Source organism: Planctomycetia bacterium (genome assembly GCA_015075745.1).
Taxonomy (GTDB): Bacteria; Planctomycetota; Phycisphaerae; order UBA1845; family UTPLA1; genus UTPLA1.
Genome location: JABTTW010000002.1, coordinates 986,295 through 1,000,696 on the forward strand (window position 1 = coordinate 986,295; position 14,402 = coordinate 1,000,696).

A 14,402-nucleotide genomic window follows, 5' to 3' on the forward strand; every position below is an offset into this window, starting at 1 on the left:
CGATGAAACGCGTCGCTTACCTCTGGGATGCCGTCAGCCTCGAACACGACACCGGTGCGCACGTGGAGTGCATCGCCCGCGCCGAGCGCCTGCAGCCCGACCGAATCTCCGCCATCATCCCCGGTCTGACAGCCGCCCCGGTTCAAGACCGAGACACTGCACAATGGATCATGCAGGTCCATTCTCAAACCTACCACGATTGGGTCCGCATCTCCTGCGAAGAGGGCAAAAATCTTCTCGACCAGGGCGACACTTACGTCTGCGAACGAAGCTACGCCGCCGCCCTCGGCTCCATAAACGCGGCCCTGACCGCGGCCGACCTCGTCATCGGCGGCAAGGCCGACGCCGCATTCTGCGCTATGAGGCCCCCGGGCCATCATGCCCTTCCCGAGACGGCAATGGGTTTCTGCCTCTTCGCGAACATCTCCATTCTCGCGAAGTACCTCCAGCAGCATCACAAGCTTGGCAAGATCGCCATCGTCGATTGGGACGTGCATCACGGCAACGGAACCCAGGCGATTTTCTACGACGACCCCAGCGTCCTTTTCATCTCCCTCCACCAAAGCCCCCTCTGGCCCGGCACAGGCATGGAATCGGAGCGCGGCAGAGGTGACGGCCGTGGCTTCACAAAGAACATTCCGTTTCGCCCGGCAACCTCCGAGGCCGACTTTCTCGCCCGATTCGACGCGGAGGTCCTTCCCGCACTCAGGCAGTTCAAGCCCGAGATCCTCCTGATCTCCGCTGGTTTCGACGCCCACCGAGATGATCCCATCGCCGACCTGCGACTGACGGAGCAAGGCTACGCCACGATGACCCGTCGCCTCAACGAAGTCGCGGCCGAGTCCTGCGGCGGTCGCATCATCAGTCTCCTCGAAGGCGGCTACAACCTCGACGCCCTCGCGGCATCCGTGGCCGCGCACGTTCGCGCCTTGGGCGAGGATGCATGAAGCCGTCGAAAGTCGCTCAGAAGTTCGGCGCCCATCTCTCCGTCGCCGGCGGTCTGCACCTCGCCTTCGACGAGGCCGAGCAAATCGGCTGCGACTGCCTGCAAATCTTCGTCAAGAACCAGCGTCAGTGGGTCGCCAGGCCGATCACCGACGAACAGGCCAGACTCTTCAAAGACGCCCAGCGCAAGTCCGGCGTTTCACCGGTCGTCGCCCACGCCAGCTACCTCTTGAATCTCGCCTCGCCCGAAAAGGCCAATCGCGACAAGAGCCGCGACGCCCTCATCGACGAGCTGCATCGCTGCGAAGCCCTCGGCATTGAAGACCTCATCATCCACCCCGGCGCCCACATGGGTTCAGGCATCGAGGCCGGCATTGCCGCCATCGCCGATTCCCTCGACCAGGTCCACGCCGCGACCGCCGGCTTCACCTGCCGCGTCCTGCTCGAATCCACCGCAGGACAGGGCACCACCATCGGCCACGAGATTTGCCAGCTCGGCGAGATCATCAAGCAAGTCCGCCAATCCGAACGCCTCGGCGTTTGCATCGACACCTGCCACGTCTTTGCCGCCGGATACGACATCCGCGACCGCGACGACTACGAGCGCCTCCTCGACGAAATCAAACGCCATGTCGACATCGATCGCGTGAAGTGCATTCACACCAACGATTCAAAAGGCGACTGCGGCAGCCGCCTGGATCGCCACGAGCACATCACAAAAGGGAAAATCGGCAAGTCGGGATTCGCCAACATCCTCAATGATCCCCGGCTGGCACACGTGCCCCGCATCCTCGAGACCCCAAAGGGAACCGACGGCCGCGGAGTGAATCTCGACCGCGTGAACATCAATCGCATGAAGAAACTCATCAGGCCGTGATGGGCCTGTAGTGGTCCGGCGATCTCACATCCGCGGTCGAAAGCCAAGCAGACGCAGCCCGTTCGCAACCACAATCAGCGTGCTCCCCTCATGCCCGACGACCCCGAGCGGCAGCGCAAGCCCGTAAGCCATCGCCGCGACGCCGAGTACGCCAATGACCCCGATGGCGAATACGACGTTCTGCCGCATGATCCGTGCGGCGCGCCGGCTCAGTGCAATGGCGTACGGCACTTTCAAGAGATCATCCGACATGAAAACCAGATCCGCCGTCTCCAGCGCAACGTCGGACCCGGCGGCCCCCATCGCCGAACCCACGTGCGCCGCCGCCAGCGCCGGCGCATCATTCACGCCGTCCCCCACCATCAGCACCGGTCCGTACTCCCGACGCAGTCGGCCGAGCACTTCGACCTTCTCCTCGGGAAGCAGCCCGGCATCGAATTGATCCACGCCCACAACTTCGGCGATTCGCTTGGCCGCTCCCGGATTGTCCCCGGTCAGCATCGCCACATACCGGATTCCCAGCTTGCGCAGTTGATCGACCGCCTTCGCCGCCTCCGGGCGAATCGAATCCGCGACCGCGATCAATCCCAGCCAACCGCCCCACCCCTCATGCTGCCCCAATCCGCCCTCGCGCGCCACTTCACGATGAACCAGTAATACCGTCTTGCCTTCCGCCTCCAGCGACTTCATGAGACGTGACAAGTCATCCGGGATGGCCTCACCGTGCTCCCGGTACAATCGCTCGCCGCCGATCCACACCAGAAACCCATTCGCACGCGCATACACCCCGCGACCCGGCAGCGTTCGGAAGTCGCGTAATTCGGGCAGCCCCAGGCCTCTTTGGCGCGCCGCCGCAAGTACCGCCTTCGCAATGTGGTGCTCCGAGCGTGATTCCAGCGCCGCCGCCGTCGCCAGCAAATCTGACTCGCTCAGCCCGGACGGCGCCGAAGGCGACACGATAATATCCGTCACGCTCAACACCCCGCGCGTCAGCGTCCCGGTCTTGTCGAAGGCCACGACGCAAACCTGCGCGAGCCGCTCCAGATGCGCCCCGCCCTTGAACAGCACGCCCTTTCTCGCGCCATTGGCGATCGCCGAGAGCAGCGCGGCCGGCGTCGCGATAATCAGCGCGCACGGCGAAGCCACCACCAGCAACACCATCGCCCGATAGAAGCTCTGCTCAAACGAAGCCCCCATCAACCACGGGACTACCGCGCAGCCGAGAGCCACCCCGATGACACCCACGGCGTAGTACCCCTCGGCGCGCTCCAGAAATTGCTGCGACTGGGCCTTCTGACCCTGCGCCGCTTCGACAAGCTGAATCATTCGCGCAAGCGTCGAGTCGGTCACGGCCTTCACGACCGCGACCTCCAGCGAACCCGTCCCGTTCAGCGTCCCCGCGAACACCGGATCGCCGGGCGACTTCTCCACCGGCATCGACTCCCCCGTCACCGATGCCTGATCGAGTTCCGATTGTCCATCAACCACCACGCCGTCCGTCGCGACCATCTCGCCGGGGCGGATGCGAATCCGATCGCCCGGCTTCAATCGCTCGACGGCGACGCGCTCTTCCCGGCCGTCACGAATCAAGGTCGCTTCCGCTGGTCGCAGCTTCACCAGGCTGGATATCGCGCTGCGCGACCGCTCCATGGCATAGCTCTGAAGTGTGTTTGACAGGGAAAAGAGGAACAGCAGCGTGATCCCCTCAGTCCAGTGATCGATCGCCGCCGCCCCGATCGCCGCCGCGATCATCAGGAAGTTAATATCCAGACGACGGTCGCGCATCGACCGGATCGCGTCGACAACCCCGTACCAGCCGCCCGCGGCGAATGCCGCAACATGAATCGCCAGCATCGCCTGAACCGACCAACGACCGCTGTCGCCGTAAAGGCTGAACAAGAGCAGCCCGAAGGTCAGCCCCGTTAGGCCGACTTCGACATGTCGCCGCTGCAGACGCCCGGCGGTTGCTGGTGGAGACGAAGTTCTGGCGTTCGCTGCGGCCGAAATACTGGTCATGGTGAATTCTGCATCTACTTTCACGGTATCTTATCGCACGTCAAAGAACATGACATTCACTTTCCGTGCCGGGGGCGATAAGTAGGGGATCATAGACGTATATCAATCGCCGGACCGGGCGATGCGCGGTCGCTGAGACTGAGTCTCATTTCGGCCAGATGCACTGGACAGAGTCCCACGAGTGCCTTCATGATGGCACCCTACTGATCGGACAATCGACGTGCCCCGGCAAAAGGCGATCGACCGGGAACGCCGTATGGAAAAATCGCCGGATCGTGCCCGACGACCCCCTCGTCCGGCCGAAAGACCTTCGCGTAGTACGCATCTAACGAACAAGTGAAGTCGTCGACCCTGATTCCCATATACGACCCGTCCTTTATTTCTTCAATCACCGACGCGAGATAGCCCCGGCTGCTCTCCCGCAGGCGCTCGACGCCATCCGCCTGCCCGAGTCGCAGTTTCAGATGACAGGCCGTAACCTGGATCAATCCCTGCAAGTACCGATGCGGCAGGCTGCCGCGACTCACCTTGTGCCACAATCCTTCCCACGCCTCATGCGCCTCCCACCAATACGCATGATTGTGAAGGTCCCACCCGTACAGATACGCCTCGCACTTTTCCCAGCCCTCCGCGGATTCCCACTCCACCGCGGGCTCCTGCGTCCCCGGCGGTAGATAGCTGTGTCCCTGTGGGCTCGCCGTCGGGTGCGGATCACGTCCGGGCAAAAAGCGGTACGGCGGAAACGCAGTCACGGAGAGTCGTGTGTTTCGGAATTGTGTCAGTTCAGCGTCGTTCATGCGTCTCCACCGGCAAGCGACCTGCTCACTTGAAATCGCGTGTCATGCCATCCAACGCACGCTATCATACCCCCCGTTGGAGACCTGTGAGGTGCGAAGTGGGCAATCTCGATATGCGCCCCGGCACCCGGACGAGCAGCGGATGACGACAGCGACCCATTCGATCGGTCTGATCGCCGGAGAAGGCGAATTCCCCCGCCTCGTGCTGCGCGGCGCAAAAGCCGCCGGTTATCGCGTCGTCGTGGTCGGCCTGCGCGGCAGCGTCGATGAATCCCTCCGCGATGAGGCCGATGTATTTTTCTTCGCCGGTGTCGCACGTCTGGGGCGGTGGATTCGCCTCTTTCGCCGCGAGCAATGCACCCGCGCCATCATGGCCGGCAGGGTCCGAAAAGCCCAGATGCTCGACCTCCCGAAATGGCGACAGTACTTGGCCTACTTACCCGATTGGACTAGCATCAAAGTCTGGTATTTTTCCACCACGGACCGGCGAAATGACACGCTCCTGCGTGCCGTCGCCGACGAAATGGGACGAAGGGGCGTTGAGTTGGTTGATTCCACTTCCTACTGTCAGGATGCCATGGCCGGCACGGGACTCCTGGCCGGCCCCCGCCTTTCCGCCTCCGCCGAAGCCGACGTCGAGTTGGGCTGGCACATCGCCAAGCAAATGGGCCGTCTCGACGTTGGCCAATCCATCGCCGTCAAGGACAAGGACGTCATTGCCGTGGAAGCCATCGAGGGCACCGATGCGATGATCGCCCGCGCCGCTTCGCTGTGCAAAGCCGGCGGCTGGGTCCTGGTCAAGGTCGCCAAGCCGAATCAGGACATGCGATTCGACGTCCCCGCCATCGGGCCGCAAACCATTCTGTTACTTTCACAGTCGCGCGCCGCGGCCGTCGTCGTCGAAGCGGGCAAAACGCTGATCCTCAGTCGTGAAGAGACCTTCGCCCTGGCCAATCGCCATGCGATTTCCGTCGTCGGTCGCGACGCGACACATCAACGTGAGGGCAGTTGATGGACTTTCTCGTTACCGGTGGAGCGGGCTTCATCGGCTCGCATCTGGTTCATCGCCTCGTAGAGCTGGGCCATTCCGTCCGGGTGCTCGATGACCTTTCCTCGGGCAAGCGGGAAAACCTCGTCGACGTACTTTCAAAAACCGATTGGATTCAGGGCGACATGGCCGACCCCGCCATCGCCCGACGCGCGTGCCGGGGCGTGGACGTCGTGCTTCACGAAGCCGCCGTGCCTTCCGTCCCCAAGTCCGTCGACGATCCGGCGACCAGCCACAGGTCTAACGTGGAGGGCACCTTTCAACTTCTCCTCGCGGCCCGCGACGAGAAAGTGCGCCGATTCATCTATGCCGGCAGCAGCTCGGCCTACGGTGAATCGCCGACTCTTCCCAAGGTCGAGTCCATGCCGACAGATCCGCTGAGCCCCTACGCCGTCCAGAAACTCACCGGCGAGTTTTATTGCCGCGCGTTTGCCAGGTGTTACGGCCTGCAGACGCTCACCATGCGATACTTCAACGTGTTTGGACCGCGCCAGGATCCTCGAAGTCAATATGCGGCTGCGATTCCGGCTTTCGTGACGGCGATCCTCCAAAACCGCGCCCCCACCGTGTACGGAGACGGCGAGCAAACCCGAGACTTCACCTACATTGAGAACGTCATCCATGCGAACCTCCTCGCCGCAAAGGCCGAGCGGACGAACGGGGAGGTTGTGAACATCGCCTGCGGCGGACGCATCTCAATCAACCAGATTATTGCAGATATCAATCGATATTTCGGAAAGAGCATCAAGCCCGACTACCTTCCCGAACGTCAGGGAGACATCAAGCATTCCGCCGCCGACATCAGCCTGGCCCGGAAGGTCATCGGATACCAACCGATCGTCTCTACCCTTGACGGTCTTAAGCGGACGATGGATTGGTATGCAGCGAGGATTGCGATTTGACGCTTCGGCGCAGGCCATTTAGATAGTGAGCCGCCGGATGCCCGAATGCATGGATCGTATTCGAGTCGAATGAACAAAGGATGTTAAGCATGTTTCGCTTGCGCACATACACCGTCATTCCTGCACTGCCCCAGCCCCTCGCAAGGCTGCGAGACCTGGCCTACAACATCTGGTGGAGCTGGAACGCCGATGCACGCGAGCTGTTCCGCAGGCTCGATCCCGAATTGTGGGAGGACGTCGTCCACAATCCCGTCCGCTTCCTCGCTCATGTCGCCCAGCGCCGCCTCGATCAGGCCGCACAGGACAAGGCATTTCTCGCACACATGCAGCGCATCCTCGCGGCGCTCGATTCATACATGAGCCGTGAAGGTTGGTTCGCCAAAGCCCATCCCGATCTGAAAGACGCCCGCATCGCCTATTTCTCCATGGAGTTCGGACTCCACGAGTCGCTCCCCATCTATTCCGGCGGCCTCGGCATCCTCGCAGGCGACCACCTGAAGAGCGCCAGCGATCTGGGCATCCCCCTCGTCGGCGTCGGACTGCTCTATCGACAGGGCTACTTTCAGCAGCGACTGACCGCCGATGGCTGGCAAATGGAAGAGTATCCGTCGCTCGATTTCTTCCAGATGCCCGTTCTGCCCGTCACCAACGGCGAAAATCAACCGCTGACCATCTCGCTCCCCGTCGGCGAACGCGAAGTCCGCGCCCAAGTCTGGGTCGTCCAGGTCGGCCGGGTGCCGCTCTACCTCCTCGACACCGACGTCGCTGAAAACGACCCGCGCGATCGAGAAATCACCGCCAGACTCTACGGCGGCGACAACGAACATCGCATCCGCCAGGAAATCGTCCTCGGCATCGGCGGCCTTCGCGCCCTCAAGATGCTCAACGTCTCTCTCGACGTCTGCCACATGAATGAGGGCCACGCCGCATTTCTCACCGTCGAGCACCTTCACAGCAAACGAGAGGAGGGCAAACTCGATTTCGGTGAGGCCCGCGAGGCAGTTGCCTCCAGCCTCGTCTTCACCACGCATACCTCCGTCCCGGCCGGCATCGATCGCTTCGAGCGGGAGTTGATCGATAAGTACCTGAGCCCCTACCTCCCCGCCATTGGTTTGAACTTGGAGGAGTTTCTCGCCCTCGGAAAATTGGAAGAAGCCCAGCCGGTCAAAGGTGAGTTCTGCATGGCGGTCCTCGCCCTGCGTCTGGCCGGCGGCGCCAATGGTGTCAGCGCCCTTCACGGCCATGTCTCCCGCGAGATGTGGTACAACGTCTGGCCCGGCGCCCCGCGCGACGAGGTGCCCATCACCTCGATCACCAACGGCATCCACACCAACACCTGGATCTGTCCCGAGGTCGCCGAACTGCTGGATCGTTACCTCGGACCGACCTGGACCGAGAACCCCGTTGATCACGACATCTGGAGTCGTGTCGACGAGATTCCCGATCTGGAGCTCTGGCGCGCCCACGAGCGCCGTCGCATCGCCCTCGTCTCGTTTGCTCGCAAACGTCTCCGCGAACAACTGCGCCGCCGCGGCGCACCGGCCGCCCAGATCAAGGCCGCCGAGGAAATGCTCAATCCAGATGCCCTGACCATCGGCTTCGCCCGGCGCTTTGCCCCCTACAAGCGAGGCTCGCTGCTCTTCCGAAATCCGACTCGCCTCGCGAAGATCATTGCCGGTGCCGATCGCCCCGTTCAATTCATCTTCGCCGGCAAGGCCCACCCGCGTGACGACAACGGAAAGGCCGTCATCAAGGAAATCCTCGAACAACTCGAGACCGCCGCCTTCCGCGGGAAAATCGTCTTCATCGAAAACTATGACATCGTCGTTGCCCGAATGCTCGTCCAGGGCGCCGACGTCTGGCTGAACAATCCCATCAAGCCCCGCGAGGCGTCCGGGACCAGCGGCATGAAGGTCGCACCCAACGGCGGCCTCAACCTCTCCATCCTCGATGGCTGGTGGCCCGAGGCCTACGACGGCCACAACGGCTGGGCCATCGACGAAGGAAGAATCCAGGAAGACCCCGCCTACCGAGATCACCTCGAAGGCGAAGCGATCTACGACCTGCTCGAAAAGGAGCTGATCCCCGCATTCTACGATCGCTCCGCCGACGGACTCCCCCGCGCCTGGATTGCCCGGATCAAGGCGTCCATGCGCACGATCTGCCCCATGTTCAACACCAATCGCATGCTCGAGGAATACGCCAATCGGCTCTACGTCCCTGCGGCTCACAGGTGGCGGCATCTCTCCCGTGACAACTTCGCGGGTGCAAAGGCCCTCGCACATTGGAAGCGCTCCCTCGCCGGAGAGTGGGACTCAGTCCACGTCGAGCAGGTCGACGCAGAAAGCGATCGAGAGCTGCCCGTCGGCGCGGAAGTGCGCGTCAGGGCCCGCGTCCATCTCGGTAAGGTCCAGCCCAACGACGTCGCCGTCGAACTCTACAACGGTCGAATCGATTCCTCGGGCCAGTTGGTCGAAGGCGGCGCCGTCGAGATGACCTGCGCCGACCATCTCGAAAACGGAACATTCTGGTTCGACGGGACCATTCCCTGTCGTCGCAGCGGCAGGCACGGTTATGCCGTCCGCGTCGTCCCGCAGCACGCCGACCTCGTTCATCGTTACGATGCCGGTCTGATCGTCTGGAGCTGACCCGATCGGCGAATAGCACCAAGCCCGCCTATGATTCTCGGCCGCTACCGGCGATCTTGACACTCCGATTTACCCGCGATACGTTGGCGGGTCTGCAATCGCGGCAACCGCCGTGGTCGCAACTCCCAGGAATAGCCTGGGGCTGTAGCTCAATTGGTTAGAGCGCCGGCCTGTCACGCCGGAGGTTGCGGGTTCGAGTCCCGTCAGCCTCGTTTCCATGAAAGACCCTCGCGCCTTCGCGGCCGCGGGGGTCTTTACCTTTTCCCGGCAATTCCTCGCCGCAAACATGGGCCGCCCCATCGCCGGGGGCTCCGCGTCGCTGCGGCGTTTTTCCAGTTCCCGGGTTAACAGTTCACCTCGTTTCGATAGAATTCCCGGTTCCTCCGGACACGTATCTATGACAAGCTCGTCTGACATCGTCATCTCCATCCAGAGCCTGCGAAAAACATTTCGCGGCCGCGGAACCGTTCAAACCGTCCTCGACGACGTGACCTTCGACGTCCGCCGCGGAGAAACCCTCATCATCATGGGCGGTAGCGGCTGCGGAAAGAGCACCCTGCTCAACTGCCTCATCGGAGAATATCGCGTCGACAGCGGGTCCATCTACTATCACACCAAGGATGCCCCCGCCCCCGTAAACATCGTCGGCCTCGCCGAAGCCCCGATGAACGAAATCCGCAAGCGATTCGGCATCCTCTTCCAAAGCGGCGCCCTGTATAACTCAATGACCCTGGCCGAAAACGTCGCCCTGCCGCTCCACGAGCACAGCGTCGTCGATCCGTCCATCATCGACATCGTCGTCACCCTCAAATTGCAGCAGGTCCACATGCTCCCCCATCGCGACAAGCTGCCCTCTCAGCTTTCCGGCGGCCAGAAAAAACGCGCCGGCCTCGCCCGCGCCACCGTTCTCGATCCGGAGATTCTGTTCTATGATGAGCCCTCCGCGGGCCTGGACCCCGTCACCAGCGCCGCCATCGATGAACTCATCATGGACCTGTCCAAGAAGCTCAACGTCACCAGCGTCGTCGTGACCCACGAAATGGATTCCGCCTTCCGCATCGCCGACCGAATGGTCATGTTGGAGCGCGGAAAAGTCCTGAAGATCGGAGACCGCGCCGAATTCGAACAGCTTCGCGACACGCCGTCCGACCGGCTTGCGACCCGCGAAGAGAAACTCATGAACCAGTTCCTCAACGGACACACCGAGGGTCCGTTGACCGACGCCCAGGGTCTAAGCGACTATGAAAAACTTCTGGTCGCGGGAGAGGAGTAGACTTCCAACATGGCTGCTGATCGCAATGCACTAAAGGTGGGGGCCGTCACGATCGCCGTCGCGGTCGCTTTTTTCATGATTCTGATCTGGATCAGCCAGGGCGTCAGCGGCTCAATGAGTCGCATCGCCGTCCGGTTTGAGTCCTCTCCCGCCATGCCCACCCTCTCCCCCGGCTCCACCGTCCTCGTCGGCGGCCAAAAGGTCGGCAAGATCACCGCCGCCACCCTCAACCCCTACGAAGTCGAGGACATCGCCACAAAAAAGAAGGTCACCCGTTATTACGTCTGGGTCGAGGCCGACATCCGCGAAGACCTAACGCTCATGTCCGACTGCGAGGCCATCGCCGAAGGCCCGCCCCTCGGCGGAGACGGCATCCTCAAGATCAATCTCGGCGTTTCACCGCAGCCGTTCACCGGTGAATACATTGATGGCGCCCAGCCCGCCGGCTTCGCGGCCATCCTTGCCTCACTCCAGAGCGAGTTCGACGGCGCAAACCCCTCCAGCCTCCTCGGACAAATCAAGACCCAGCTCGATCCGCAGGCCGACACCTCGCTCATCGCCAAGTTCCTCAAGTCCGCCGACGACATCAATGCCATGACAACGGCACTCGGCAACCAGCTCGGCTCCGAGGAAAAGACCATGCTCCTCGGAAAGATTCACGCCATCGTTGACAACATCAATTTCATGACCGGCTCCCTTCGAACCGAAACCGACGGGGCAAACCGTCAGGCCCTGCTCGGCAAAATTCACCTCGCCATCGACTCGCTCAACGACGGGCTCGGGTCGGTCTCTCGCGTCCTCACCACCAACGAGCCGACCCTCGACAGGTCCCTGAAAAACATCGCCCACATGACCGACAACCTCGCCGGCGAAACAGACGCATCCAGGCCCGACAGCCTGATGGCGGAGCTCAAGAAAACCGGCGTGATGATCAGCAAGACCGTGGACGACGTTCACACTATGACATCGACAACCCGCGAGATCGTCGTCATCAATCGCGAGAACATCGACCGGATGCTCGTGAACTTCAAAGAGGCCTCCGACCACATCAAAAACGGCATGAAGTACGTCCTCCGCCACCCCTGGCGACTCTTCAACGAACCCAAGCAGACCGAGATCAAGCAACTGGCGATCTTTGACGCCGCGCGAAGCTTCGCCGAGGCCGCCACCCGCATCGACGACGCATCCGCCCAATTAAGAGCCCTCGCCGAACTTCACGACGGCGCCATTCCCTCCGACGCCCCGGAGCTCGACCGCATCAAGGCCGATCTCGACCAGAGTCGGGAAAAATATAAGAAGGCCGAAGAAGAATTGTGGCGGCAATTGAATATCAATAACTGAAGCTGAATTACGACCCGGGCTGGGAGGCGGGCGAGGCATCGTCCGTTACCGGCCGCGATGTCGCCGCTGATTCATCGCTGTTTGACGGCGCTTGCCGAACCGTGCGAAGCGGCTCACTAGACGGTCGACCGAACTCCTGCACCCAGAAGGGCCCGTCTGCCCCGCCGAGTTTGACCGCCAGGCCGATCTCCGTGAAGTCCGGGTCGAGAATGTTGGCCCGATGTCCCGGCGAGGCCATCCACGCCTCCATCACTTCCTCGACGCTCAACTGCCCGGCCGCCAGGTTCTCGCCGACTTTCGTGAATGGATAACCAAAGGCGATGGCCCGCGAATCAATCGTCGAATTGTCGAACGGGTCGCGATGCGAGAAAAATCCCCCATCGGCGAGTCGGCACGCATAAAAGTCAGAAACCACCATCAGCGTGTCTTCGCGCTTAAGGGCGGCGAGACCCGCCTTGCGGCGCTCGGCGTTGACCGCCGCGAACAAATGCGAAAGAACCACCTCGCCAAGCGGAGGATCGCTGCAGACGTCCATTTCCAACAGACGGGCCGTCGCAGTCGCGGGATCCGACAGATTGGGGTTCTTCAGGGGCAATGCGCCCCCTTCCTGACATGCGCCGAGGAAAAGCGGCATCAATGCGCAAACCGCCCAGCCGCTCGTCCAACGGGTAAAAATACCCCGTAGGACCGGTCGGGCGAGACTTCCGTCAGGCCTGACCATACTCCTCCCAATGAACTGAATTTCAGGCATGTACAATACCGCCCCTTTCAATCAGTTTATCCTTTCTATCGGTCGCGAACAACGAACTCTCACGCGCAAACCCCGGTTCCCATAAACTGATACGCAATAAGCGGCTACGGCCCCTAAAATCGGTCATGGATTTCTCGAGCTCCAAAATCGAACCTGCCTCACCTCAGTCGCCCGGCCTCAAAGACGACCCTCCGGCAGCCCGTCGCCTGCGGATGGTGGACCAGCAAATCATGACCCGTGGGATCAAAGATGCCCGCGTCCTCGACGTCATGCGCTGCCTCCCGCGTGAGAACTTCGTGCCGGCTGATCGCGCCAACGATGCATACGACGACCGCGCCATGCCGGTTGGCCTCGGTCAGACGATTTCTCAACCCTACATCGTCGCCTACATGACCGAAGCCCTTGGCATCGAGCCGCACCACCGAGTTCTGGAAATCGGAACCGGCACCGGCTACCAGACCGCCGTCCTCGCCATGCTCGCCCGTCACGTGCTCACCATCGAAAGATTGCCGGAGCTCTCCGAGCTCGCCGCCGCCCGTCTGGCCGAACTCAAGCTGACCAACGTCGCTTTCAAAGTCGCCGACGGGACCGTTGGCTGGCCCGATGAAGCGCCATTCGATCGGATCATCGTCACCGCCGCCGCGCCGGGAATCATATCCGCCCTCGTCGATCAACTCGCGGATGGCGGCAGGCTGCTCGCCCCCATCGGCGATGAGCCGCAGCAACGACTCACTCTAATCGAAAAAGTAAAGGGAAGATTGATCGAGCGGCCGCTCATCGGCGTCCGATTCGTTCGCCTCATCGGCCAGGCCGCTTACGACGAATAAAAAATCCGCGACAGAGTTATTTCCCCGAAAGGATTCGTGAAAGAAATGGACCGGCGCCTACTCTGAAAAAAGCGCCTCGACGAATGTATTGGGATCGAACGGCTCGATGTCGTCGATCTGCTCGCCCAGCCCCACGAACTTCACCGGCACCTTCAGTTGATCGCGGATGCCCACCACGATGCCGCCCTTCGCCGAGCCGTCCAGCTTCGCCAGGAAGATCCCCGTGACCTTGACGTGCTCGCTGAAGCTGCGCGCTTGATTCACCGCGTTCTGCCCGATCGTCGCGTCGAGCACCAGCAAAACCTCATGCGGTGAGCCCGGAATTTTCTTTTCTACCACCTTTTGGATCTTGGAAAGCTCCCGCATCAGGTTGTCCTGCGTGTGAAGTCGTCCCGCCGTATCGAGCAGCAGAATGTCCGCTTTCCGCGCGATCGCCGCCTCGCATGCGTCGTAGGCCACCGCCCCCGGGTCGGCGTCCTGCCCGTGCTTGATGATGTCCACCCCGCACCGTTCGGCCCACTCGGTCAATTGCAGCACCGCCGCGGCCCGAAACGTGTCACACGCCCCGAGAATGACCTTTTTCCCCTGTTGCTTCAGGTAATTCGCCAGCTTCGCAACGCTCGTCGTCTTGCCCGAGCCGTTGATGCCCGCGACAAGAATCACCGTCGGACCGCTCGCCGCCTTCGCCAGCGCACGCACGTCCTCCGGCCACTTCTCAATGATGTGCTGCTTCAGATAGGCGATGATGTCCTGGGACTCGGCGATCTCCCCGCGCTTCCACGCCCCACGCACCGCCCCGATCAACTTCTCCGCCGTCGCCGGACCGAAGTCGTCCTGAATCATCGTGTCGTGGACCTGCTCCAGCAGGCTTTCGTCAATCTTGCGGCCAAAGGGCAGCACCGACTGAAAGCTGCGGACAACCTTGTCGCGCGTCTTCGTCAGGGCCTTCTTGAAGCGATCGAATAATCCCATGTAAC

The 14,402-nt window shown here is 61.8% G+C and carries 12 protein-coding genes and 1 tRNA gene; 9 read left to right on the plus strand and 4 right to left on the minus strand.

Annotation, left to right across the window (positions count from 1 at the left end; all coding sequences use genetic code 11):
• The first annotated feature begins 2 nt into the window (after positions 1–2).
• Both HS101_17570 and HS101_17575 read left to right on the plus strand, forming a co-directional pair.
• On the plus strand, positions 3–947 hold the full coding sequence (locus HS101_17570) for a histone deacetylase (GenBank protein MBE7508076.1): 945 nt from the start codon (positions 3–5) through the stop codon (positions 945–947).
• On the plus strand, positions 944–1,822 hold the full coding sequence (locus HS101_17575) for a deoxyribonuclease IV (protein ID MBE7508077.1): 879 nt from the start codon (positions 944–946) through the stop codon (positions 1,820–1,822). Before HS101_17570 ends, HS101_17575 begins: the two co-directional genes overlap by 4 nt.
• Before the next feature lie 24 nt (positions 1,823–1,846).
• Here the strand turns inward: HS101_17575 and cadA are convergent, their stop codons facing one another.
• Both cadA and HS101_17585 read right to left on the minus strand, forming a co-directional pair.
• Positions 1,847–3,838 carry a cadmium-translocating P-type ATPase gene (gene cadA, locus HS101_17580; GenBank protein ID MBE7508078.1) on the minus strand — a complete coding sequence of 664 codons (1,992 nt, stop codon included), beginning with the start codon at positions 3,836–3,838 and terminating at the stop codon, positions 1,847–1,849.
• A 200-nt stretch (positions 3,839–4,038) separates the two neighbouring features.
• Positions 4,039–4,635, minus strand: a complete 597-nt coding sequence (locus HS101_17585; GenBank protein MBE7508079.1) for a DUF309 domain-containing protein — start codon at positions 4,633–4,635, stop codon at positions 4,039–4,041.
• A 142-nt stretch (positions 4,636–4,777) separates the two neighbouring features.
• Between HS101_17585 and lpxI the strand changes: the two genes are divergently transcribed.
• From lpxI to HS101_17615, 6 genes are all read left to right on the plus strand, one after another.
• The gene (lpxI, locus tag HS101_17590; protein ID MBE7508080.1) at positions 4,778–5,647 is read left to right on the plus strand and encodes a UDP-2,3-diacylglucosamine diphosphatase LpxI; all 870 of its coding nucleotides are present in this window, start codon (positions 4,778–4,780) and stop codon (positions 5,645–5,647) included.
• Positions 5,647–6,585, plus strand: coding sequence for an SDR family oxidoreductase (locus tag HS101_17595; protein ID MBE7508081.1), 939 nt, complete (start codon positions 5,647–5,649; stop codon positions 6,583–6,585). Before lpxI ends, HS101_17595 begins: the two co-directional genes overlap by 1 nt.
• Positions 6,586–6,665: 80 nt before the next feature.
• A complete protein-coding gene (gene glgP / locus HS101_17600) occupies positions 6,666–9,233 on the plus strand; it encodes an alpha-glucan family phosphorylase (protein ID MBE7508082.1) in 2,568 nt (855 codons plus the stop codon).
• Positions 9,234–9,371: 138 nt separating this feature from the next.
• Positions 9,372–9,445, plus strand: a tRNA-Asp gene (locus tag HS101_17605).
• Positions 9,446–9,630: 185 nt separating this feature from the next.
• Positions 9,631–10,506: an ATP-binding cassette domain-containing protein gene (locus tag HS101_17610; GenBank protein MBE7508083.1), complete on the plus strand. Its 876-nt coding sequence runs from the start codon at positions 9,631–9,633 to the stop codon at positions 10,504–10,506.
• A gap of 9 nt (positions 10,507–10,515) precedes the next feature.
• Positions 10,516–11,847: a hypothetical protein gene (locus tag HS101_17615; protein MBE7508084.1), complete on the plus strand. Its 1,332-nt coding sequence runs from the start codon at positions 10,516–10,518 to the stop codon at positions 11,845–11,847.
• Positions 11,848–11,854: 7 nt separating this feature from the next.
• Here HS101_17615 and HS101_17620 read toward each other — a convergent pair whose 3' ends face one another.
• Entirely contained in the window at positions 11,855–12,568 is a 714-nt protein-coding gene (locus tag HS101_17620) for a CAP domain-containing protein (protein MBE7508085.1), read from the minus strand.
• A 155-nt stretch (positions 12,569–12,723) separates the two neighbouring features.
• On the opposite strand from HS101_17620, the gene HS101_17625 reads away from it, so the two are divergent.
• The gene (locus tag HS101_17625; protein MBE7508086.1) at positions 12,724–13,425 is read left to right on the plus strand and encodes a protein-L-isoaspartate(D-aspartate) O-methyltransferase; all 702 of its coding nucleotides are present in this window, start codon (positions 12,724–12,726) and stop codon (positions 13,423–13,425) included.
• Between the two features lie 57 nt (positions 13,426–13,482).
• Here HS101_17625 and ftsY read toward each other — a convergent pair whose 3' ends face one another.
• Positions 13,483–14,397 carry a signal recognition particle-docking protein FtsY gene (ftsY, locus tag HS101_17630; protein MBE7508087.1) on the minus strand — a complete coding sequence of 305 codons (915 nt, stop codon included), beginning with the start codon at positions 14,395–14,397 and terminating at the stop codon, positions 13,483–13,485.
• Between the last annotated feature and the right edge of the window lie 5 nt (positions 14,398–14,402).